General features: G+C 71.4%; 22 protein-coding genes. 12 read left to right on the plus strand and 10 right to left on the minus strand.

Annotated features, from left to right (window positions below; genetic code table 11):
• Positions 1-100: 100 nt before the first annotated feature.
• A complete protein-coding gene (argS, locus tag ACSURM_RS16110; RefSeq protein WP_436955769.1) occupies positions 101-1,864 on the plus strand; it encodes an arginine--tRNA ligase in 1,764 nt (587 codons plus the stop codon).
• Positions 1,865-1,996: 132 nt separating this feature from the next.
• Here argS and ACSURM_RS16115 read toward each other — a convergent pair whose 3' ends face one another.
• Entirely contained in the window at positions 1,997-2,776 is a 780-nt protein-coding gene (locus ACSURM_RS16115; RefSeq protein WP_436955770.1) for a helix-turn-helix domain-containing protein, read from the minus strand.
• Between the two features lie 86 nt (positions 2,777-2,862).
• On the opposite strand from ACSURM_RS16115, the gene ACSURM_RS16120 reads away from it, so the two are divergent.
• The gene (locus ACSURM_RS16120) at positions 2,863-3,837 is read left to right on the plus strand and encodes an LLM class flavin-dependent oxidoreductase (protein WP_436955771.1); all 975 of its coding nucleotides are present in this window, start codon (positions 2,863-2,865) and stop codon (positions 3,835-3,837) included.
• Positions 3,838-3,887: 50 nt separating this feature from the next.
• Here the strand turns inward: ACSURM_RS16120 and ACSURM_RS16125 are convergent, their stop codons facing one another.
• A complete protein-coding gene (locus ACSURM_RS16125; RefSeq protein ID WP_436955772.1) occupies positions 3,888-4,850 on the minus strand; it encodes a helix-turn-helix transcriptional regulator in 963 nt (320 codons plus the stop codon).
• Between the two features lie 73 nt (positions 4,851-4,923).
• Between ACSURM_RS16125 and ACSURM_RS16130 the strand changes: the two genes are divergently transcribed.
• Positions 4,924-5,313: a VOC family protein gene (locus ACSURM_RS16130; protein ID WP_436955774.1), complete on the plus strand. Its 390-nt coding sequence runs from the start codon at positions 4,924-4,926 to the stop codon at positions 5,311-5,313.
• Positions 5,314-5,326: 13 nt separating this feature from the next.
• Here ACSURM_RS16130 and ACSURM_RS16135 read toward each other — a convergent pair whose 3' ends face one another.
• Entirely contained in the window at positions 5,327-5,740 is a 414-nt protein-coding gene (locus tag ACSURM_RS16135) for an ATP-binding protein (protein ID WP_436955776.1), read from the minus strand.
• A 146-nt stretch (positions 5,741-5,886) separates the two neighbouring features.
• On the opposite strand from ACSURM_RS16135, the gene ACSURM_RS16140 reads away from it, so the two are divergent.
• The 4 genes from ACSURM_RS16140 (at position 5,887) to ACSURM_RS16155 (ending at position 8,670) form a co-directional block, all read left to right on the plus strand.
• Positions 5,887-6,672 (plus strand): helix-turn-helix domain-containing protein, encoded by a 786-nt coding sequence (locus tag ACSURM_RS16140; protein ID WP_436955778.1) that lies wholly within the window; start codon positions 5,887-5,889, stop codon positions 6,670-6,672.
• Positions 6,669-6,914, plus strand: coding sequence for a DUF397 domain-containing protein (locus tag ACSURM_RS16145; RefSeq protein WP_436955779.1), 246 nt, complete (start codon positions 6,669-6,671; stop codon positions 6,912-6,914). Before ACSURM_RS16140 ends, ACSURM_RS16145 begins: the two co-directional genes overlap by 4 nt.
• A gap of 22 nt (positions 6,915-6,936) precedes the next feature.
• The gene (locus tag ACSURM_RS16150; RefSeq protein WP_436955781.1) at positions 6,937-7,182 is read left to right on the plus strand and encodes a DUF397 domain-containing protein; all 246 of its coding nucleotides are present in this window, start codon (positions 6,937-6,939) and stop codon (positions 7,180-7,182) included.
• 663 nt (positions 7,183-7,845) lie between these two features.
• On the plus strand, positions 7,846-8,670 hold the full coding sequence (locus ACSURM_RS16155; protein ID WP_436955783.1) for a DUF4253 domain-containing protein: 825 nt from the start codon (positions 7,846-7,848) through the stop codon (positions 8,668-8,670).
• 2 nt (positions 8,671-8,672) lie between these two features.
• Here ACSURM_RS16155 and ACSURM_RS16160 read toward each other — a convergent pair whose 3' ends face one another.
• The gene (locus tag ACSURM_RS16160; protein ID WP_436955785.1) at positions 8,673-10,046 is read right to left on the minus strand and encodes a helix-turn-helix domain-containing protein; all 1,374 of its coding nucleotides are present in this window, start codon (positions 10,044-10,046) and stop codon (positions 8,673-8,675) included.
• A 191-nt stretch (positions 10,047-10,237) separates the two neighbouring features.
• Between ACSURM_RS16160 and ACSURM_RS16165 the strand changes: the two genes are divergently transcribed.
• Both ACSURM_RS16165 and ACSURM_RS16170 read left to right on the plus strand, forming a co-directional pair.
• Positions 10,238-10,948: a DUF4232 domain-containing protein gene (locus tag ACSURM_RS16165; RefSeq protein ID WP_436955786.1), complete on the plus strand. Its 711-nt coding sequence runs from the start codon at positions 10,238-10,240 to the stop codon at positions 10,946-10,948.
• 169 nt (positions 10,949-11,117) lie between these two features.
• Positions 11,118-11,585, plus strand: a complete 468-nt coding sequence (locus ACSURM_RS16170) for an RICIN domain-containing protein (RefSeq protein ID WP_436955788.1) — start codon at positions 11,118-11,120, stop codon at positions 11,583-11,585.
• 64 nt (positions 11,586-11,649) lie between these two features.
• On the opposite strand, the gene hemB is transcribed toward ACSURM_RS16170, so the two are convergent.
• The 6 genes from hemB to ACSURM_RS16200 form a co-directional block, all read right to left on the minus strand.
• Positions 11,650-12,642 (minus strand): porphobilinogen synthase, encoded by a 993-nt coding sequence (gene hemB, locus ACSURM_RS16175; protein ID WP_436955790.1) that lies wholly within the window; start codon positions 12,640-12,642, stop codon positions 11,650-11,652.
• A 112-nt stretch (positions 12,643-12,754) separates the two neighbouring features.
• Positions 12,755-14,467: a uroporphyrinogen-III synthase gene (locus tag ACSURM_RS16180; RefSeq protein ID WP_436955792.1), complete on the minus strand. Its 1,713-nt coding sequence runs from the start codon at positions 14,465-14,467 to the stop codon at positions 12,755-12,757.
• Positions 14,464-15,423: a hydroxymethylbilane synthase gene (gene hemC, locus ACSURM_RS16185; protein ID WP_436955793.1), complete on the minus strand. Its 960-nt coding sequence runs from the start codon at positions 15,421-15,423 to the stop codon at positions 14,464-14,466. Before hemC ends, ACSURM_RS16180 begins: the two co-directional genes overlap by 4 nt.
• The gene (locus ACSURM_RS16190; protein ID WP_436955795.1) at positions 15,420-17,105 is read right to left on the minus strand and encodes a glutamyl-tRNA reductase; all 1,686 of its coding nucleotides are present in this window, start codon (positions 17,103-17,105) and stop codon (positions 15,420-15,422) included. Before ACSURM_RS16190 ends, hemC begins: the two co-directional genes overlap by 4 nt.
• On the minus strand, positions 17,102-17,866 hold the full coding sequence (locus ACSURM_RS16195) for a redox-sensing transcriptional repressor Rex (RefSeq protein WP_392118716.1): 765 nt from the start codon (positions 17,864-17,866) through the stop codon (positions 17,102-17,104). Before ACSURM_RS16195 ends, ACSURM_RS16190 begins: the two co-directional genes overlap by 4 nt.
• A 280-nt stretch (positions 17,867-18,146) precedes the next feature.
• The gene (locus ACSURM_RS16200) at positions 18,147-18,419 is read right to left on the minus strand and encodes a glutaredoxin family protein (RefSeq protein WP_436955797.1); all 273 of its coding nucleotides are present in this window, start codon (positions 18,417-18,419) and stop codon (positions 18,147-18,149) included.
• Positions 18,420-18,521: 102 nt separating this feature from the next.
• Here ACSURM_RS16200 and ACSURM_RS16205 point away from each other — a divergent pair, with 102 nt between their 5' ends.
• The 3 genes from ACSURM_RS16205 (at position 18,522) to ACSURM_RS16215 (ending at position 22,051) form a co-directional block, all read left to right on the plus strand.
• The gene (locus tag ACSURM_RS16205) at positions 18,522-19,436 is read left to right on the plus strand and encodes an HAD family hydrolase (protein ID WP_436955798.1); all 915 of its coding nucleotides are present in this window, start codon (positions 18,522-18,524) and stop codon (positions 19,434-19,436) included.
• Between the two features lie 308 nt (positions 19,437-19,744).
• The gene (locus ACSURM_RS16210) at positions 19,745-20,524 is read left to right on the plus strand and encodes an ECF subfamily RNA polymerase sigma factor, BldN family (RefSeq protein WP_189994486.1); all 780 of its coding nucleotides are present in this window, start codon (positions 19,745-19,747) and stop codon (positions 20,522-20,524) included.
• Between the two features lie 294 nt (positions 20,525-20,818).
• The gene (locus tag ACSURM_RS16215; protein WP_436955800.1) at positions 20,819-22,051 is read left to right on the plus strand and encodes a DUF5667 domain-containing protein; all 1,233 of its coding nucleotides are present in this window, start codon (positions 20,819-20,821) and stop codon (positions 22,049-22,051) included.
• The last annotated feature ends 51 nt before the right edge of the window (positions 22,052-22,102 follow it).

A 22,102-nucleotide genomic window follows, 5' to 3' on the forward strand; every position in this document is an offset into this window, starting at 1 on the left:
TCCATTCTCACAGACCGCCCGTCGACCGGGAAAACGGCTTTACCCCCCATGGGATACTGGGTGGGTCTATCCATCCACGAGGAGAACGGCACCCACACCCATGGCCTCGGTCACGTCCCTCAGCGACAACGTCCAGCAGCACCTCGCGTCCGCCCTCACGGCCACCCTGCCCGAGGCCGCCGGCGCGGACCCGCTGCTGCGACGAAGCGACCGGGCCGACTTCCAGGCCAACGGCATCCTGGCCCTGGCCAAGAAGGCGAAGGCGAACCCCCGGGAGCTGGCGACCCAGGTCGTCGACCGGGTGGTGACGGGTGACGTGATCAAGGACATCGAGGTGTCCGGCCCCGGCTTCCTGAACATCACGCTCGCGGACAAGGCGATCACCGAGAACCTGGCCGCGCGGTACGCGGACGACACCGGCCGCCTCGGCGTGCCCACCGCCGCCGACCCCGGCACGACGGTGATCGACTACGCCCAGCCGAACGTGGCGAAGGAGATGCACGTCGGCCACCTGCGCTCGGCGGTGATCGGCGACTCGGTCGTCCAGCTGCTGGAGTTCACCGGCGAGAACGTGATCCGCCGCCACCACATCGGCGACTGGGGCACCCAGTTCGGCATGCTCATCCAGTACCTGGACGAGCACCCGCACGAGCTGGACCACAAGGCCGACCGGGTGACGGGCGAGGAGGCGATGTCGAACCTCGACCGCCTCTACAAGGCCGCGCGGAAGAAATTCGACTCCGACGAGGAGTTCAAGACGCGGGCCCGCCGCCGGGTGGTGGACCTCCAGGCCGGCGACCCGCACACGCTCGCCATGTGGCAGAAGTTCGTGGACGAGTCGAAGATCTACTTCTTCTCCGTCTTCGAGAAGCTGGACATGGAGATCCGGGACGCGGACATCGTCGGCGAGTCCGGTTACAACGACATGCTCGCGGAGACCTGCCGCCTGCTGGAGGAGTCGGGCGTCGCGGTCCGCTCCGAGGGCGCGCTCTGCGTGTTCTTCGACGACATCAAGGGCCCGGACGGCAAGCCGGTCCCGCTGATCGTGCAGAAGTCGGACGGCGGCTACGGCTACGCGGCGACCGACCTGTCCGCGATCCGCGACCGCGTCTTCAACCTGAAGGCGAACACCCTGCTGTACGTGGTGGACGCCCGGCAGGCCCTGCACTTCCGGATGGTCTTCGAGACCGCGCGCCGGGCCGGCTGGCTGGGCGACGACGTCACGGCGGTCCAGCTCGCCTTCGGCACGGTCCTCGGCAAGGACGGCAAGCCGTTCAAGACCCGTGAGGGCGAGACGGTCCGCCTGGTCGACCTGCTGGACGAGGCGATCGAGCGGGCGTCGGCCGTGGTCCGGGAGAAGGCACAGGACCTGTCCGAGGAGGAGATCGCCGAGCGCGGCACCCAGGTGGGCATCGGCGCGGTGAAGTACGCGGACCTGTCGACGTCGGCGAACCGGGACTACAAGTTCGACCTGGACCAGATGGTCTCGCTCAACGGCGACACGTCCGTCTACCTCCAGTACGCCTACGCCCGCATCCAGTCCATCCTCCGCAAGGCCGGCGAGGTCCGCCCGGCGGCCCACCCCGAACTGCCCCTGGCGGACGCCGAACGCGCCCTCGGCCTGCACCTGGACTCCTTCGCGGAGACGGTCCGCGAGGCGGCCGCGGAGTACGCCCCGCACAAGCTGGCGGCGTACCTGTACCAGGTGGCCTCGCTGTTCACGACGTTCTACGACAAGTGCCCGGTGCTGCGCGCCGAGACGCCGGAGCAGGTGGAGAACCGCCTCTTCCTCTCCGACCTCACGGCCCGCACCCTCCACCAGGGCATGACCCTCCTGGGCATCCGCACCCCCGAGAAGCTCTGACGCGGGCAGCCCTCGGGATCTGGAGAGACTCTGAGGGTACGTTCTTCGACATCGCTCACGGGATACCGGCGGCAAGGAGGGTGATGGTTCGAACACCCTCGTACTCGTCGACAACGGCCGCATCGAGACCGATTACCTGTTCCCGGGCTCCTGAGCGGCCGCAGCACAAGCCATTGCCCCGGCGGCTGCTGAGAGAGCCTCGGCCGTCGCCGGGTCGGCCGGAAGGAACGCCTCCAGCTTCAACTCGGCAAGCGTCACGTCGACGGCGGTGGCGAAGGTCGTCACCGTAGTCATCAGGCGGAGGTCACCGTACGAGGACCGCAGGCGGAGCGGCACCGCGAAACCGAGTTGCCCGGCGGACGGCTCCAGCTCGGGAACGTACCCGGTGAGCTCGGCACGCAACTCGTCCAGATGGCCAAGGCGCACCATGATGTGGCGCGCCCACTCGGCGAGGTTGAGAATACGGGGAGCCAGCCCGCCGGGATGCAGCGCCAGGCGGTAGATATTCGTGCCCGGACCCACCAGCTCCTCAGCCGCCCCCTCGGTGATCAAGTCGAATGCGGTATTCGCGGCGACCAGGTCACCGCCCCGGTCCACAACCAGCGCCGGATACGGCAGATGCCCGCGGAGGATGTGGTCGATCGCCGTGCGCACGGGGGCCAGCACCGGATCGTCCAGTGAGCTCTCCGAGTAGGCGGGTGCGTATCCGGCGGCCAGCAGCAACTCGTTGCGCTCCCGCAGCGGCAGCTCCAGCGACTCGGCCAGGCGTACGACCATGTTCCGGCCCGGGACCGACCTGCCGGACTCGATGAAGCTGAGGTAGCGCTGGGTGGTGCCCGCTCGCAGCGCCAGATCGAGCTGGCTGACATGACGGCGGGTACGACGTTCACGAAGCGCACGAGGGAAGTCCACGAGCCCGTTGTAACGGCGGCGGAGGGTCCCAGGCCATTCCCCGCAGGGAATTGTCGCCACTCGTACCGGTCGTGAACAGTGCCGGCATGGACATCGGTGTACTGCTTCCGACCGGAACCGCCCAGTGGGGCCCCGCCGACGACCCTCGCGAGCTGGTTGCTTTCGGCCGCTACGCCGAACGCTCGGGCTTCTCCTCGCTCTTCGCCAACGATTCTCTGATCAGCCCGCGCGTCGAAGCGCTCACGATGCTGGCCGCACTCGCTCCGGTGACCGAGGCCGTGACGCTGGGCACAGCTGCACTGATGCCGTTCCTGCGTCGGCCGATCCAGGCCGCGCAGGCACTCGCGTCGATCGACCTGCTGTCCGGTGGCCGGCTCACCGTGACCGTCGGCGCCGGCTTCCCCGGCCGCTTCGGACGGCCCCTCTACACACTGTCCGAGCTGCCGTGGGAAAGGCGCTTCGCCCGCCTGGACGAGACTGTCGCACTGTGGCGGGCCCTGTGGGACGGCGCCGACGCCTTCCACGGCGAGATCCTCCGGTTCGACGACATCCCGCCCACGACCAGGCCGCCCCGAGCCGGCGGCCCGCCCATCTGGCTCGGCGGTGCGACCCCCACAGCGCTGGCCCGCACCGGCCGACTGTACGACGGATGGCTGCCCTACCCGCCCGACCCCGCCGACTACGCGTCCGGCCTCCGCAGCGTCCACAAAGCGGCAACCGACGCAGGACGTAAGGCCGAGGACATCACCCCCGCACTCTTCGTCTCGGTACGGATCGACAACGACATCGAGAGCGGCCGTCGGGCACTGGACGACTACGCGCGGGCCACGTACGGCATGCCACTGGAGGAGCTGGAAAAGAACCAGGCAGTTGTCACCGGCTCCGCGGACCAGGTGCTTGAACGCCTAGGACGGTACGTCGCCGCCGGTGCTCGGCACATCGTCGCTCGCCTCGGTGCCCTGGACCTGCGCTCCCAGCGCGACCAACTCGAAAGGGTCGCTGACCTGATCCCCGCCGTCCAAGCGGCAGCGGAGCGCGCCTCCACCTCGGAAAGCTTCTGAGTCTGGCCCAGCCGACACGAAGCGACGATGACGGGACAGCGCTCAGGCACTCAAGTCCGAGTGTCCCGGTCAACGCTTCTCAGGATTTCCCGGGTCCGGTGGAGCAGGGACTCGCGGACCGAGTCGGGGGACAGGACCTGTAGGGGAGTGGCCAGGCCCAGGAGGTAGTGGGCCAGGCCCTCCGGGGTCGGGCCCCCTATCTCGACCACGGTTGCCTCCGGGCCGTCGGGCCGGTGGGTGCCGATGGTCGGGGGGATCAGGCGTTGGGCCTCTCGCAGGGGGAGCGGGAGGCGGATCGTCGCCGACAGCGGGTACGGACCGTTCGCCGTGTTGTGGGACACCAGCTGGGCCGCGTCCGGCGGGTCGGTGATCTCGACCTTCTGCCCCGTTGGGTTCACGTGCTCCACCCGGTCCGCCCGGAACGTCCGCCACCCCCGGACCACGTCCCGCGCCACGAAGTACCAACGCCTGCCGGTGTGCACCAGCCGGTACGGGTCCACGTCCCGGACCGTGTTCCGGCCCTTCCCGTCGCAGTACGACAACCGCACCCGCTCCCCGCGCCGGCACGCCGTCGCCAGCTCCAGCAGCATCCCCGGCCGCAACCGCCCCTCCTCCGGCCACGGCAGCCGTACGAACGCCTCGTCCCACTCCCCCAGCCGCCCGGCCACCCCCGCCGGCAGCACCTGCCGCAGCTTCAGCAGCGCCGACAGCGCGGCCTGGTCCCCGCCGAGGATCCCGCCGAACGCCACCTCCCGCAGGCCGACCGCCACGGCCAGCGCCTCCTCGTCGTCCAGGATCAGCGGCGGCACCCGCGAACCGGCCCGCAGCCGGTACCCACCCCACGGCCCGGCCTCGGAATCGACGCTGTACCCCAGCTCCCGCAGCTTCGCGACGTCGCGCCGCACCGTACGGTCCGTGACCCCCATCCGCTCGGCCAGTTCGCCGCACGTCCACGAGGGCCGGGCGGCGAGGAACGACAGCAGACGCAGCAGACGGGCGGACGCGCTCAGCACGGGCGGAAGTTTTTCATACCGCCCGCCCCAACCAGGACCGAAGCTGTCCGGGTCGCGTCCTACCGTCCTCCCCATGAGCACGGAAACCACGTCCGCACCCGCCTTCCGCTACGCCGCCGTCACCTTCGACTGCGCCGACCCCGCCGAACTCGCCCGTTTCTACGGCGACATGTTCGGCCTCGCCACCACCTACTCCTCCGACGACTTCGTCCTCCTCGGCGGCGCCGACGGCACGGCCGGCCTCGGCTTCACCCGCCTCCCCGACTACCGCCGCCCCACCTGGCCCGACCCCGCCCAGGAGAAGCAGGCCCACATCGAGGTGGGCGTCGACGACCTGGACACCGCCGAGGCGCACCTCCTCGCCCGGGGTGCGGTCAAGCCGGAGCCCCAGCCTCAGCCGGAACGGTGGCGGGTGCTGCTGGACCCCGCCGGGCACCCGTTCTGCATCACGACCCTGACCTGACGCCGAGCCCTTCTCACGGCACGGCGAACTCGCACCACACGATCTTCCCCGGCGTGCGCTCCCCGACGCCCCACTTGTCGCTGAGCGCCGCCACCAGCAGCAGGCCCCTGCCTCCCTCGTTCTCCGGACCGCCCGGCTCGTCCGGGACACGAGGGGTGCCGGGGCCGCTGTCGTGCACCTCCACACGGACCAGCTCGCCGTCGTACCGCAGGCGGAGCAGAAAGCCCCGGCCCCTCGGCACGCCGTGCAGCAGGGCATTCGTGGCCAACTCGCTCACGCAGAGCGACAGGTCGTGAGACCGGCCCCACGCCTCCAGCCCCCAGTCCTTCAGCGACCCCTCGGTGAGCTGCCTGGCCGCGGGGATCGAGCGGCGGCTGCGGGCGTAGAACCGGTCGCGGTGGCAGGGGAGTTCCATGTGCTCGTTCACGGGGCGAATGTGGCGCAGCGTAACTAGTCTGGTTCAGTACGTGATCCCGTACAAGGTGTTTGTACGGGTTGCTGCGGGGTGGTCCGCCTACCGGCGTGGGGAGTTCAGCAGGCATGACGCCTACACGGAGGAAGAACCAGTCGGCCATGAAGATGCTGGGCCGTCAACTGGCCGCGGCCCGCCGCGCGAAAGGGTTGAGTCAGCCCGGCCTGGCCGCGGCGCTCAACATCCACGAGGAGACGGTCGCCAGCATCGAGCAAGGCCGACGGGTGCTGAAGCTGGACATGGCCGAGCTGTTCGACGAGTTCCTCGAGTCCAAGGGGATGCTGGCGGCGGGGGTGGCCAACCTGCCTGAGGTGGACCAGTTTCCGTTGTGGGCGGAGGAGTACATCGAGCAGGAGAGGGAGGCCATCGCACTGTCCTTGTACGCCAACCAGACTCTGCCCGGACTGCTTCAGACGGAGGCGTACGCGCGTGCGGTTCTACGCGAACGCGTTCCCGCGTATGACGAAGAGGAGATCCAGACCAAGCTAGCCGGACGCATCGGACGTCAGGAGATTCTGCAACGCAAGTCTCCGCCTACGCTCAGCTTCGTCATCTGGGAACCCGTCCTGCATCTGGCTGTCGGCGGACCGGACGTCAAGACCGAGCAGTTGCAGCACCTCCGCCGGGTAGCCGAACACCCTTGCATCTCGGTGCAGTTTCTGACTCTGGACAGCGTCTCGCACGCAGGTCTCGATGGCCCCTTCGTCCTCCTGGAAACGCCAGATCACCAGCACCTGGCGTACATCGAAGGCCAACGCGGAAGCCAATGGGTTTCCGACGCAGATGAGGTGTCCATCTTGGCGCGCAAGTATGCGATGCTGCGGACACAGGCCCTGAACACTGATTACTCGATGGGCCTGCTCGACGGCCTGCTAGGAGAGCAATGAGCACGGAAGCGCTTCAGTGGTACAAGTCGACCTACAGCAGCAGCGAGGGCGGTCAGTGCCTCGAAGTGGCCCTCACTTGGCGCAAGTCGAGCTACAGCGGCAGCGAGGGCGGCGAGTGCCTCGAAGTAGCCGTTTCTCCTGGCACCGTACACATCCGGGACTCGAAGGAAGCACCCTCCCAGGACCGCACCCTGCGCATCAGCCCCTCCGCATGGGACACCTTCACCTCTTCTCTCAAGTGACCGACCGTCCGCTAGGAGAGCCATGAGCGCCGAAGCCCTTCAGTGGTTCAAGTCGACCTACAGCGGCGACGAGGGCGGCCAGTGCCTCGAAGCAGCCGTCACGTGGCGGAAGTCGAGCTACAGCGGCAGCAACGGCGGCGAGTGCCTTGAAGTGGCTGTGTCTCCCGGCGCCGTGCACATCCGGGACTCGAAGGAAGCCCCCTCCCAGGACCGGACCCTACGCATCAGCCCCGTCACGTGGGACGTGTTCACCTCTTCCCTCAAGTGACCGTTGGGCCGCTCGCTTCTCGGGCAGTGTCGTGCTTCCACGGGCCGCGTCAAGGGCGCTGCGCGTCGGCTGCGCCGATGGGCCTGCGGCCCACCCTTGACCCGGCCCGCTCCAGCACGAGGTAGAAGCGAGCGAGCGGCCCGGAAGGACAGTGGCCCAGCCCGGCGCCGGGCCCCCAGCGAGCCGACCAGGCGCCGTCGCCGAGGGGACGCACCCGCACCTCGCCAGCACGCCGGGTCGGCACAGCGGCGGCCTGCGGGCGAGGACGCGGGGGACCTAGTTATGGACACCCATTCCAAAACTACCCACCCACCGACCGGACCCACCGCCCGACCACCCACCCGCAAGCCGCTTGACCGGCCCGGCGTGCAGGCGAGGCGCGGGCGCGCGTCCCCGACCCACGATGCGAACGCAGCCCACCGCAGGGGCCAAGGGACCTGAGCCGGCCACTTTCTCCGGGCTGCCCGCTCGCTTCTTCCCCGTGCTGGAGTGAGGTGTGTCAAGGGTGGGCCGGAGGCCCATCGCCGAAGGCGACGCGGAACGCGCCCTTGACTCAGCTCGCGGAAGCACGACACTCGCAGAGAAGCGGGCGGCCCCACGGCAACCGGACAACCCCGGCCCAGCTCAACGCCGTTGTCAGTGCCTGCCCCTACAGTCGGCGGCATGGCGACTCTTCCCAACCCGCTGCCCAAACTGGCCACCGACCCCAGCGGTCGTTCCCTGGGGCTTCAACTGCCGCCCGGCAGGCTGGTCGACGCGACGGAAGACGGGCCCTGGCACCAACCCCTCCTGTGGCACGCGGAGAAGCCCTCCTCGCCCGGCACCTGGAAGGCCCTGGGCGCGCCGGCGGCCCGTACGGGGCTGTTGCCCGTGCTCGTGGACCTGGCCGGCTGCCGGGTCGGCGTGGACGACTGGGGGCTGCTGCCGGGCGACGCCTCGTACCCGGGGGATCACCTGGTCGACGACGTGCTCGCGGAGTACTGGGAGGAGGAGACCGAGGGGCACCTCAGCGATGAGATCGAGCCGTTCGGCATCGAGTGGCCGGGGCTCGCCTCCCCCGGCCTGCCGAACGCCGATCCCGACACCCGCGCCGCCACGGTCGCCGACGCCCTCCACCGCGATCCGGCGCGATGGGCGGAGTGGATAGAGGAACCGCACCTGGCCCTCGTCCCGGCGCGCCGGTCCGCCGACATACCCGCGGCCATCGGCTGGACCGGCGCCCTGAACTACGACCACGACGTGGCCCGCGTCTGCGCCGTCCTGCGGTCCTGGGAAGACCGGTTCGGCATCCGGATCGTGGCGCTCGGGCTCGACGCCCTCGTGGTGTCCGTCGCCGCCCCGCCCCGCACCCTCGCCGACGCCGAGGTCCTCGCCGCCGAGCACTACGCCCTGTGCCCGCACGCCGTCGTACAGAGTGGTCCGGGGAGCGTGCGGGCGTACGCCGAGACGCTGCTCGACGCCACCAGCTGGTCGTTCTGGTGGGACTGAGGTCACTCGAACTCCGACGCCGGCTTCCACTTCTGACCGCCCAGCGGGAACGCGTACGCCGGCCGGCTGTTGTTCCCGCTGGTGCGGAACGGGTGGCCGGCGTCGTCGATCACCAGCGTGCCGTGGCGGCCGCCACTGGACCACGTCAGCTCCAGGAACCAGCTGACGTCGTACGCCGACGCGTCCGCCATGACGTAGAAGACCTCCGGGTCCGACTGGCTCACCTTGAAGGGGAAGTTGTCGCTCCCGGCCTCCGGGACGGGTGACGGGCGCATCGCGTCCAGGGAGACCGTGAAGGAATGCGTCGGCACGCCACCGCCGCAGCCGACGCCCGGGTAACCCATGGCGTAGTCGTTCCAGGGGAGCGGCGAACGCTTGCCCGCCATGTGGACCGACAGCCGCTCCAGGACCACCGTCTGGTTCCCGGTGCCCTGGACGGTGAACGTGATGAACTGCTCCCCCGCCGACACCGCCTTGTTGACGGCCACCCACGCGGGCGCCTGCTGCTCCGTCGGCGGCGGGCCCACGGCGGTCGGCGGCCGGTCGATCAGGTAGTGCTGCGAACAGGGACTCAGCCAGCTGTAGGGGTTGGTGTTGACCGTCAACGGCGCCGCTCCGGACGCTTCCTGGCGCGCGGTCGCCGACGGCTTCCCCGTGCGCTTCCCGTCCGTGGTGTCGGGGGCCAGGTCCCGCGCCTCGGCGGACGCGGAGGCGGAGGCGGAAGGGGAGGCCGAACGAGTGGCCGACGGGCTCGGGCTCCCGGACTTCGACGGCCGGGGGGTGGCGCTGTCCTGGACGAGCGCGGAGCCCACGGTGGCTGTCACGGCCTTCGCGTCGTTCCGCCGCTCGCCCTCGTCCGACGGCCGGTTGAGCGCGAACACCGTGCCTCCGACGACCAGCGCGGTGACCGTGACGGCCGCCAGGAGGGCGGTACGGCGGCCACCCGCGATCAGGGACCGGCTCCGACGCCACCGGGTCGCGGGTGTGGATTCGGGTTCGGGTACGGGTTCGGGTACGGATACAGGTACGGGCACGGGTGCCGCCATCGGCTCCGGTTCCGGCCCGGCCGCCACCTCCGGCTCCGGGGCCGCCTCCGGCATTACGGCAGGCTCCGCCCCCTTCCGCCCCCGCCCCGCGTCCGCCAGGACCCACCGGCGGTGCAGTTCCACCAGTTCCCCGGGCGTGGCCTTGCAGAGCCGGGCGAGCCGCTCCACGGGGGCGTAGTCCGTCGGTACGGCGTCCCCGTTGCAGTAGCGGTGGAGTGTCGACGTACTCATGTGGAGCCGCTTGGCGAGCGTGCCGTAGCTGTGCCCGGAGCGGTTCTTCAACTCCCGCAGCAGCTCGGCGAAACCGCTTTCAGGGATGCTCTCAGACACCGTTCCTCCAGTCCCCCTCGTCCCACCCCGGCGTTCCAGGGAGGTGTTGTTTCCGCAGGTCAAAGCCGGTTCCAGCGTTCCAGCGTCCCGGATTGGCGGCCAACGCTGGCCGCCGGGACGAGTCCGCCCACAGGCTGTTGGTCATCCAAGCACGACAACCGGCCCAGCCCGAAAGAGGACTTGCCATGCGTATGCGCCACATTCGTCTGATCGCCGCTACCGGAACCGCCGCGGCCGCCCTCGCCCTCACCGCGTGCGGCGGCGGCACGGGCACCGAGGACGAGGGTGCCGCCCGCCCGAATGCGACGGTGGCGGCGGCGGAGACGGACGTCTCGAAGTCGCCCGAGAGCGGCACCCCGGCGAAGGAAGCCACCGGCGGCGGCACCACCGACGCCTCCCCCGTGTCCCGTACCGACGCGCCCAGCGCCAAGCCGGCCGCCCCCACCACCCGCAAGGGGCAGAGCGCCGGACGCTCCGTGGTGCTGTGCAACGGCACGAACACGTCCGTCACCGCCCAGCTGCTGAACCGGCCCCTGAACCACATGCTGCTGACGGTGAAGAACACCGGCGGCAAGACCTGCGACCTGCCGTACTACCCGGTCCTGCGCTTCGACGAGATGCAGTGGGTGCCGCAGGCCGACGAGGGCACCCAGCCGCAGTCCGTGGTGTCGCTGGCGCCCGGCGCGTCGGGGTACGCGAGTGTGCTGCTGTCGGCCGCCGACGGCAGCGGCAGCGGCGGGATGACCGCGCACAAGCTGACGGTGGGCTTCCAGGGGATGACCCCGAACAGCGACGGCGGCCCGTCCGCGACGCCGGCCCTGCCCGCCAAGGGCGTCTACTACGACAGCACGCTCAAGGTGACGTACTGGCAGAAGGACCTGGACGCCATCTCCAACTGGTGAACGGCAACGCCTTCATCCACATATCACCTCTAAGGGCGGTTTGCCGCATTCAGGGCATGCGTCGGGGAAAGGCTCCCGGCGCATGCCCTCCGGAGCGCCTCGGCCGCCGGCGTCGCTCGGCGTCACGGCCCCGGTCTCCGCAACCCGCTGGATGAAAGGCGACCACTTCATGGCCCTCGCGTTCCGCAAGTCCCTCGGCGTCCTCGCTCTCGCACTGGCGGCGGCCGCCCTACCGTCGGCCGCCGCCACGGCCGCCGCGCCGGAGGCCGGAGCCTCCAAGATCGGCAACTACTGCCTGTCCAACACCTGGGGTACGCCCGAGGTCCGCACCAGGGTGTGCGCCAACGAACCCGGCCAGCGCTGGAGGATCGCCGGCGACCACGTCGTACTGGCCGCCGACCCGCACTACTGTCTGTCCAACACGTGGGGCACGCCCGAGGTCCGCACCAGGCTCTGCGCCGACGAACCCGGCCAGCGCTGGAGGGTCGTCGGCGACCACTTCGTCCTGGCCGCCGACCCGCACTACTGCCTGTCGAACACCTGGGGCACGCCCCAGGTCCGCACCAGGGTGTGCGCCAACGAACCCGGCCAGCGGTGGGCCGTGCTGGGTGACCGCATCACCCTGACCGACGCCTGAGACCGCGACGCGGCTCCCGTGGGTTCGCCGGCCCGCCGGCCCGGCGAACCCAGGGGTCGCGTGACTAGCGGAGCTTCTGCGCCACCTCGGTGGCCCAGTAGGTGAGGATGTTCCGGGCGCCCGCCCGCTTGATGCCGGTCAGGGTCTCGAGGATGGCCCGATCCCGTTCCACCCAGCCCTTCTCGGCGGCGGCCTCGATCATCGCGTACTCGCCGGAGATCTGGTACGCGGCCACCGGCACGTCCACGGCGTCCGCGACCCGGGCGAGGATGTCGAGGTAGGGGCCGGCCGGCTTGACCATCACCATGTCGGCGCCCTCGGCGAGGTCAAGCTCCAGCTCGCGCAGGGACTCGCGCCAGTTGGCCGGGTCCTGCTGGTAGGTCTTGCGGTCGCCCTGCAGCGACGAGGCGACGGCCTCGCGGAAGGGTCCGTAGAACGCCGAGGAGTACTTGGCGGTGTAGGCGAGGATCGCCACGTCCTCGCGGCCGATCTGGTCCAGCGCGTCACGGATGACGCCGATCTGGCCGTCCATCATCCCGCTGGGGCCCACGACATGGGCGCCGGCGTCGGCCTGGACCTGCGCCATCTCGGCGTACCGCTCCAGGGTGGCGTCGTTGTCGACCCGGCCCTCGGCGTCCAGCACCCCGCAGTGCCCGTGGTCGGTGAACTCGTCCAGGCACAGGTCGGACATCACGAGCAGGTCGTCGCCGACCTCGGCGCGCACGTCCCTGAGGGCGACCTGGAGGATCCCGTCCGGGTCGGTGCCGACCGTGCCCCGGGCGTCCTTCTTGGACTCCTCCGGCACGCCGAACAGCATGATCCCGGAGATCCCGGCCTCCACCGCCTCCAGCGCGGCCTTCTTCAGGCTGTCCCGGGTGTGCTGCACGACCCCGGGCATGGAGCCGATCGGCACCGGCTCGCTCACGCCCTCCCGGACGAACGCCGGGAGGATGAGGTCGGCGGGGTGCAGCCGTGTCTCGGCGACCATCCGCCGCATGACGGGCGAGGTCCGCAGCCGCCGGGGACGCGTACCGGGAAAGGATCCGTACTTCGTCATGCCTTCTACGCTACGCCCGCCCCACCCGTGCCTTTGCCGACGCCGAGTCGGCCCGGAGACGAGACGGCCGGGGGCCGGCGGGACGTGCCCGCCGGCCCCCGGCCGTGCTGTCTCAGGTGGTCGAGCGGCGCCTGCGTGCCCCCGGGCGGCGTTCGCTCGGGCGGGTCACCGGGTCGCCCGCCTCCAGCGCGGCGGCGCGGCGCTTCATGCCGAAGTCGGCCAGCGCCTCGGCCAGTTTGTGCACCGACGGCTCCGGAGCCATCACGTCCACCCGGAGCCCGTGCTCCTCGGCCGTCTTGGCCGTGGCCGGGCCGATACAGGCGATCACCGTCACGTTGTGCGGCTTGCCCGCGATGCCGACCAGATTGCGGACCGTGGAGGAGGAGGTGAACAGGACCGCGTCGAAGCCGCCGCCCTTGATCGCCTCACGGGTCTCCGCCGGCGGCGGCGAGGCGCGCACGGTGCGGTAGGCCGTGACGTCGTCCACCTCCCAGCCCAGGTCGATCAGCCCGGCCACCAGGGTCTCGGTGGCGATGTCGGCGCGCGGCAGGAAGACGCGGTCGATCGGGTCGAACACCGGGTCGTAGGGAGGCCAGTCCTCCAGGAGGCCGGCCGCCGACTGCTCGCCGCTCGGCACCAGGTCCGGCTTCACGCCGAAGGCGATCAGCGCCTTGGCGGTCTGCTCGCCCACCGCGGCCACCTTGATGCCCGCGAAGGCACGCGCGTCGAGGCCGTACTCCTCGAACTTCTCCCGGACCGCCTTGACCGCGTTGACCGACGTGAACGCGATCCACTCGTACCGGCCGGTGACCAGGCCCTTGACCGCCCGCTCCATCTGCTGCGGGGTGCGCGGCGGCTCCACCGCGATGGTCGGGACCTCGTGCGGCACCGCGCCGTAGGAGCGCAGCTGGTCGGAGAGCGAGGCCGCCTGCTCCTTGGTCCGCGGCACGAGCACCTTCCAGCCGAACAGCGGCTTGGACTCGAACCACGACAGCTGGTCGCGCCGGGCCGCGGCGGACCGCTCGCCGACCACGGCTATCACCGGCCGGCCGCCGTCCGGCGACGGCAGCACCTTGGCCTGCTTCAGCGTCTGCGCGATCGTGCCGAGCGTCGCCGTCCAGGTGCGCTGGCGGGTCGTCGTACCGGCGATCGTCACCGACAGCGGGGTGTCCGGCTTGCGGCCCGCCGAGACCAGCTCGGCCGCCGCGGCGGCCACCGAGTCCAGCGTCGTGGAGACGACCACCGTGCCGTCCGACGTGCCGACCTCCGACCAGCACCGCTCGGAGGCGGCCCGGGCGTCCACGAAGCGGACGTCCGCGCCGTCGGCGTCCCGCAGCGGCACACCGGCGTACGCGGGCACGCCGACCGCCGCCGCGACCCCGGGGACGACCTCGAAGGGCACCCCGGCCGCGGCGCACGCGAGCATCTCCTCCGCAGCGCACGTGTCCAGCCCCGGGTCCCCGGACACCGCACGGACGACCCGCCTGCCGCCCCGCGCGGCCTCCATGACAAGATGAGCGGCATCCGGGGCACCGCCCGGGACAGCGGCGGGTGTTGACGTGCCGTCAACTACCGTCAGCTGGGGCGTGCCCGTGCCCGGCGGCGAGACCGAAGAGGGATCGGCGTCCGTCTGCACGACGGAGACGCCCTGTCGGGCGTGCGTCCGGATGACGTCGAGCACCTCGTGCTCGGCGACCAGGACGTCCGCGTTCGACAGCGCCTCCACGGCGCGCAGAGTCAGCAGTCCCGGATCCCCGGGTCCGGCACCTAGGAAGGTGACGTGCCCGTGTTCCGGACCGGCGGCAGGAAGGGCGGTGGGGCTCAATGTGCTCGCTCCCCCATCAGACCGGCCGCGCCCTGGGCGAGCATCTCGGTGGCGAGTTCGCGACCGAGTGCCCACGCCTGGTCGTGCGTCTGGGGCACGGGACCGGTGGTGGACAGCTGCACCATGCGGGTGCCGTCGGTCGTGCCGACGACGCCGCGCAGGCGCATTTCCTTGACGATCTGCCCGTCGACCAGAAGGTCGGCCAGCGCTCCCACGGGTGCGCTGCAACCGGCCTCCAGGGCGGCGAGCAGTGACCGCTCGGCGGTGACGGCGGCCCGCGTGAACGGGTCGTCCAGCTCACCGAGCGCGGCGATCAGTTCCGCGTTGTCCGCGGCGCACTCGATCGCCAGGGCCCCCTGGCCGGGGGCGGGCAGAACCGTGTCGACCGACAGGAAGTCGGTCACCTCGTCGACGCGGCCGATCCGGTTGAGGCCGGCGGCGGCCAGTACGACCGCGTCCAGCTCGCCGTCGCGGACGTACCCGATGCGGGTGTCGACGTTGCCGCGGATCGGGACCGTCTCGATGTCCAGTCCGTGCGCGCGGGCGTACGCGTTCAGCTGCGCCATGCGGCGCGGCGCGCCGGTGCCTATGCGGGCGCCGCGCGGCAGGTCGGTGAACTTCAGCGCGTCGCGCGCCACGATCACGTCCCGCGGGTCCTCGCGCTCCGGTACGGCCGCCAGGACCAGTTCCGCGGGCTGCGCGGTCGGGAGGTCCTTGAGCGAATGAACCGCGAAGTCGACCTCGCCCTTCAGCAGCGCGTCCCGCAGCGCGGTGACGAACACACCGGTGCCGCCGATCTGCGCCAGCGCCTCCCGGGACACATCGCCGTACGTGGTGATCTCGACCAGCTCGACGGGCCGGCCGGTCACCTCGCGGACGGTCTCGGCCACCTGCCCGGACTGGGCCATGGCGAGCTTGCTCCGCCTGGTCCCCAGCCGCAGTGCCTTCTCACTCATGCTGGCCCTCGGTTCTTGTTCCGCGTGCTGTCCCCGGCCCCAAAGACGGCTGCGGCCGGCTCGGAGTCGAGGTCGAACAGGGTGCGCAGCGCGTCCGCGTACCCGGCGCCGCCGGGCTCGGCCGCGAGCTGCTTCACCCGTACGATCGGCGCGTGCAGCAGCTTGTCGACGACCCGGTGCACGGTCTGCCGGATCTCGCCGCGCTGGCGCTCGTCCAGGTCGGGCAGGCGGCCGTGGAGGCGGGCCAGCTCGCTGGCGACCACGTCGGCGGCCATGGTGCGCAGCGCGACCACGGTCGGGGTGATGTGCGCCGCCCGCAGGGCGGCGCCGAAGGCCGCCACCTCGTCGGCGACAATGCGCCGGACCTGGTCCACGTCGGCGGCCATCGGCGCGTCGGCGGAGGCCTCCGCCAGCGACTCGATGTCCACCAGGCGGACCCCGGCCAGCCGGTGCACGGCCGCGTCGATGTCGCGGGGCATGGCCAGGTCGAGCAGGAAGAAGAAGGGCGCGGGGCGCTCGGCCAGCGGCTCCGGCCTGCGCCGCTCGGGGACCCGGCCGACGGTGGCGGCGGTCGCGGCGAGCGCGGTGATCAGCTCGGCGTCCGCCTCGGGGCTGCGCCGCTCCCGGCGGTCGGCCGTGCTGCCGCCGGCGACCCAGGCCGCGTGCTGCTCCAGGGTGGCCGCGTCCATGCCGGCCACGGCGGCCTCGCCCATGACGGAGAAGCCGGGCTGTACGGCGGCCAGGTCCAGCGGGCAGTTGTCGTCGGCGCCGAGGCCGGTGTGGCGCTGCGGGGCCGTCGGCTTCACGGCCGTGAAACCGGTCTCCGCGGCGGGGTGCCCGGTGCGGCCCTCGACCGCGTGCGCGACCGCCTCCGCGGTGAGTACCAGACCCGTCGCCCCGGTACAGGAGACGACGACGTCGGCGCGCGTCAGCTCGTCGGCGACCGCGTCCATCGGCACCGCGCGGGCGGTGACCGTGTTGTCGTCGGCCTCCAGCAGGATCCGGGCGAGCCGCTCGGCGCGCTCGAAGGTGCGGTTGGCGACGACGACCTCGGCGACACCGGCGCGCGCCAGCGTGGCGGCGGCCAGGGACGACATCGATCCGGCGCCGATGACCAGCGCCTTCTTGCCGCGGGCCCAGTCGGGCACGGCCGCGCCCACGGCCAGCTGCTCCAGGCCGAAGGTGACCAGGGACTGGCCGGCCCGGTCGATGCCGGTCTCGGAGTGGGCGCGCTTGCCGACCCGCAGGGCCTGCTGGAACAGGTCGTTCAGCAGCTTGCCGGCGGTGTGCAGCTCCTGGGCGCGGGCCAGGGAGTCCTTGATCTGGCCGAGGATCTGGCCCTCGCCGACGACCATCGAGTCCAGCCCACAGGCCACCGAGAACAGGTGGTGGACGGCACGGTCCTCGTAGTGCACGTAGAGGTACGGCGTCAGTTCCTCCAGGCCGACCCCGCTGTGCTGGGCGAGCAGCGTGGACAGCTCGGCGACACCGGCGTGGAACTTGTCCACGTCGGCGTACAGCTCGATGCGGTTGCAGGTGGCGAGCACCGCGGCCTCGGTGGCGGGCTCGGCGGCGACCGTGTCCTGGACCAGCTTGACCTGGGCGTCCGCGCTCAGCGCGGCCCGCTCCAGCACGCTGACCGGGGCACTGCGGTGGCTGAGGCCTACGACGAGGAGGCTCATGCCGGCATCACGGCGGGGACGTCCCCGTCGGGCCCCTGGTCGGCGGAGGTCGCGCGGGGGGTGGCGGCGGGCAGGGCGCCGTCGCCCGCGGGGGTCTCCTCGCCGGCCTTGCGCTGCTCGTGGAAGGCGAGGATCTGCAGCTCGATGGAGAGGTCGACCTTGCGCACGTCCACACCGTCCGGGACGGACAGCACGGTCGGCGCGAAGTTCAGGATGGAGGTCACGCCGGCGGCCACGAGCCGGTCGCAGACCTGCTGGGCGGCGCCCGCCGGGGTGGCGATCACGCCGATGGAGACCCCGTTGTCCTTGATGATCTTCTCGAGGTCGTCGGTGTGCCGCACCGGGATGCCCGCGACCGGCTTGCCGGCCATCGCCGGGTCGGCGTCGATCAGCGCGGCGACCCGGAAGCCGCGGGAGGCGAAACCGCCGTAGTTGGCCAGGGCGGCGCCGAGGTTGCCGATGCCGACGATCACAACCGGCCAGTCCTGGGTCAGGCCGAGTTCGCGGGAGATCTGGTAGACGAGATACTCCACGTCGTAGCCGACGCCGCGCGTCCCGTAGGAGCCCAGGTACGAGAAGTCCTTGCGCAGCTTGGCGGAGTTGACCCCCGCCGCCGCGGCCAGCTCCTCGGAGGAGACCGTGGGTACCGAGCGCTCCGACAGTGCGGTCAGCGCTCGGAGGTACAGCGGAAGCCGGGCGACGGTGGCCTCGGGAATCCCTCGGCTACGGGTCGCCGGTCGGTGTGTTCGGCCAGTTGCCACGGTGCTCCTGCGGGTAGAGCGGGGCTGTAGGCGGTCACACGTCCCCAGACCGCCCCGTCGACAGCAGGCTATGTCTTTGTGAACGCGTGCACAAAGATGGTGTCCGATTTGCCCCGCAGAAGTGACCGGGGTCACGCCATTTTCACGCCCGGAGCGGGAACCGGCGCACACGCGCCGCCGTTCCTTCGTTACTGGGGGCAAAACCGCACACACTCCTCACGAATCCCGCCCCCGAGACCAAACCGCCGTCGATCCTAAGCGACTTTCCGGCCGGTTTGGACTAGTCGGTCAGTGCCCGGCGCAGCCGCTCCTCGTTCACGCGCCAGAAGGTGTGCTGCTCGCCGTCGACCAGGACCACGGGGATCTGCTCCCAGTAGCGGTCGTGGAGTTCCCGGTCCTCCGTGATGTCCTTCGCCTCCCACGGCACTCCGAGGTCGTCGCACACCTTCTCGACCACCACCTGGGCGTCGTCGCACAGATGGCAGCCGGGCTTGCGGATCAGGGTCACCAGCCGCGCTCGCGGCTCTGCCTTGCGTCGGAAGAGCGGACTCATACCGGCCATTCTCGCGCGCCCCGACGCCCCCTTCGCCCGGCGTTCACACCACGCCAACCTCTCGACTCCGGAACCTTCGGACACAGTGGCTATGCTCGCGTCATGGCCGCTCTCGGATGGCTCACTCCCCGTAGGCGCTCCGCCACGGCGCGGAGCGTGTTGGCAGGCGAGGCTTCGGCGGAGGCCGCCCGCAAGTCCTCGCAGGAGACCGCCACGCCCGCGGAACCGGAGTTTCCGGTCATCGGCGACGACAGGGCCGCCGCCTTCTTCGACCTGGACAACACGGTGATGCAGGGCGCCGCGCTCTTCCACTTCGGCCGCGGGCTGTACAAGCGGAAGTTCTTCGAGACCCGCGACCTCGCCCGGTTCGCCTGGCAGCAGGCCTGGTTCCGGCTGGCCGGCGTCGAGGACCCCGAGCACATGCAGGACGCCCGCGACTCGGCGTTGTCGATCGTCAAGGGCCACCGGGTCGCCGAGCTGGAGTCGATCGGCGAGGAGATCTACGACGAGTACATGGCCGACCGCATCTGGCCCGGCACCCGCGCCCTGGCCCAGGCCCACCTGGACGCGGGCCAGAAGGTGTGGCTGGTCACGGCGGCCCCGGTGGAAATCGCCCAGGTGATCGCGCGCCGCCTCGGCCTGACCGGCGCCCTCGGCACGGTGGCCGAGTCGGTCGACGGCGTCTACACCGGACGGCTGGTCGGCGAGCCGCTGCACGGGCCTGCCAAGGCGGAGGCGGTGCGCGCGCTGGCCGCCGCCGAGGGGCTGGACCTCTCCCGCTGCGCGGCCTACAGCGACAGCCACAACGACATCCCGATGCTGTCCCTGGTCGGCCACCCCTACGCCATCAACCCGGACGCCAAACTGCGCCGCCACGCCCGCGATCAGGACTGGCGGCTGCGGGACTACCGCACGGGGCGCAAGGCGGCGAAGGTCGGCATCCCGGCCGCCGCGGGCGTCGGCGCGGTCGCCGGCGGCACCGCGGCCGCGATCGCCCTGAGCCGCCGGCGCCGGTAGCCGCGGACCGGCCGCGAAACCCCCGTACGTACTCACGTCCGCGCGCACGATTGTGCCGCGGCCATTTCAACACGTCGCGTACTTCACCGAAACATGCCTCTTTTCGTTCAACAACCGATCAGGTTCATGAACGTGATCTGGCATCAAACGGCAACAGAAGCGACGCAATCGACGATTTGAGCAACTCGGCGTAGCAGCACCTGTACGAAGCGTTATTCTCCTCAGACGCAAACCGGAACCCCTCCGTCGCCACGACGGGTGAACGGTCCCGCACTGCACGTGATGGAAGCTCTGCCTCTGGGAGTCCCGTGTACCCACACGTCGGGGTTGACGCCTCGGGCCTGGCTACGCTGCGCGCAACGGTCGCGACGGTCAAGGAAACACTGCGCGGCTTCGTCCCCACCGCGTACGCCGTCCCCGCCTTCGCAGCCGCCGCGCCCGCGGGCCCGTGCTACGCACTGGCCGACGGCAGCGCCGCCGTCGGCAGACGGGGGCGTGCCACCGGCGCGGCCACCGCCCGCCGGCCGGCCGCCGACAGCGACAGCGCCCGCATGATGGACCTCGTCGAACGCGCCCAGTCCGGCGAGGCCGAGGCCTTCGGGCGCCTCTACGACCAGTACAGCGACACCGTCTACCGGTACATCTACTACCGCGTCGGCGGCCGGGCCACCGCCGAGGACCTCACCAGCGAGACCTTCCTGCGGGCGCTGCGCCGGATCGGCACGTTCACCTGGCAGGGCCGCGACTTCGGCGCCTGGCTGGTCACCATCGCCCGGAACCTGGTCGCCGACCACTTCAAGTCCAGCCGCTTCCGCCTGGAGGTCACCACCGGCGAGATGCTCGACGCCAACGAGGTCGAGCGCTCCCCGGAGGACTCCGTCCTGGAGTCCCTGTCCAACGCCGCCCTGCTGGACGCCGTGCGGCGGCTCAACCCGCAGCAGCAGGAGTGCGTGACGCTCCGCTTCCTCCAGGGCCTCTCGGTCGCCGAGACCGCCCGCGTCATGGGCAAGAACGAGGGCGCCATCAAGACCCTCCAGTACCGCGCCGTGCGCACCCTCGCCCGGCTGCTGCCCGACGACGCCCGCTGAGCGGGACGTCAGCGGGCGGCAGCGGGTGGCGGTGGCGACGGCGGGTGGCGGAGGGCGTCGGAGGGCAACGGTGGGCGACGCTCAACTCACGCTCCGTCAAGGCGTGTTGCCTTTCCGAACCGCCCGTCCGCCGTCCGTAACCCAAGTGCCGCGCCAGTCGTTGTGCGGGATACAGGCTCCCTGTGGTCACGTCCCGGCCCTCCCTGATCACCCGATCCGGGGACCCGGCCGTGGGCGTGCAACCCTCAGGACCCCCTGGGGAGTCGACCGTCATGACGAGAGGAGGTGCCGCCAGTGATCGCGAACGTATCGGCGCACCGGCGGGCGAACGCCTTCGCCCAGGCCCTGGAGGAGCAGTCCGACCGGGACACGGCGGCCGAGCAGTCCGAAGACCCGGCGGGTTCCCCGCCGACCGCCGAGGAACCGACCGGGCAGGGCGAGCTGCTGGCCCTGGCGGCGGGACTCGGCGCGCTGCCCAGGCCGCAGCTCGACCCGGAGGTCAAGGCCGTCCAGCGGGCCCAGCTGGTGGCCGCGATGGAGGCCATGCTCCAGGAGGGGACCGGGGCGGCGGACACGTCGGTACCGGAACAGCGTTCCCACCGGGCGAGGGGCGAGCACCGGGCGGGCGCGCTCGGCAAGTTCCGCCCGCGCACCAGGCTGACCAAGGGGCTCGCGGCCGGCGGGCTCAGCGTCGGCGTGGCCGCCGGGGCCTTCGGCGGGGTCGCCGCCGCCAGCTCCGACGCCCTGCCCGGCGACTCGCTGTACGGCCTGAAGCGCGGCATCGAGGACTTCAAGCTCAACTACCTGGCCGACGGCGACGACCAGCGCGGCCAGACCTACCTCGACCAGGCCGCCACCCGGCTCGGCGAGGTCCGCCGGCTGCTGGAGCGCGGCCGGGGCGGCCACCTGGACCACGAGTCCATCGGCGAGATCCGCCGCACCCTGTCCGGGATGCGGCACGACGTCACCGAGGGCCACCGGCTGCTGCACGCCGCCTATCAGGCCGACCCGGACTCCCTGGGCCCCATCCAGGCGCTGGACGCCTTCTCCCGGTCCCACCGCCAGGCGTGGAGCACGCTCAGCGACAAGCTCCCCGTCCAGCTCGGCGACGTCAAACAGGAGGTGTCCTCGGTCTTCGACGCCATAGACGAAGAGGTCGCCCCGCTGCAGTCGCTGCTCCCGCAGCAGCCGGCCCGGCCCGGCGAGGACGGGCACCGGAGCGGCTCCAGACCGGCGTCCCCCGGCTCCTCCGGCACCGACCGGTCGGCCCCGCCGGGCGCCACCGGCCACACCCCGTCCCCCGGCCGGCACCCCGGCACCGACGCGCCGAGCGACCCGGCCACCGGCAGCGGCGAGGGACTCCTCGGCGGCGACACCGGCGGCCTGCTCGACCCGCCGAAGAGCGATACCACCGGCGGCTCCCCGTCCGCCGGCAAGTCGCCTTCGGCCCAGCCGGACGTCACCATCCCGCCGCTCATCCCGGACCTGCTCCCCGACCTCGGCATCGACGGCCAGGACGCGGACTAGCCCGGCACGGCCACGGCAGCGGGGGCGCCCCTTTCCGAGCAGGGGCGCCCC

This window comes from Streptomyces sp. SudanB182_2057, assembly GCF_964272715.1.
GTDB classification, from domain to species: Bacteria; Actinomycetota; Actinomycetes; order Streptomycetales; family Streptomycetaceae; genus Streptomyces; species Streptomyces rubradiris.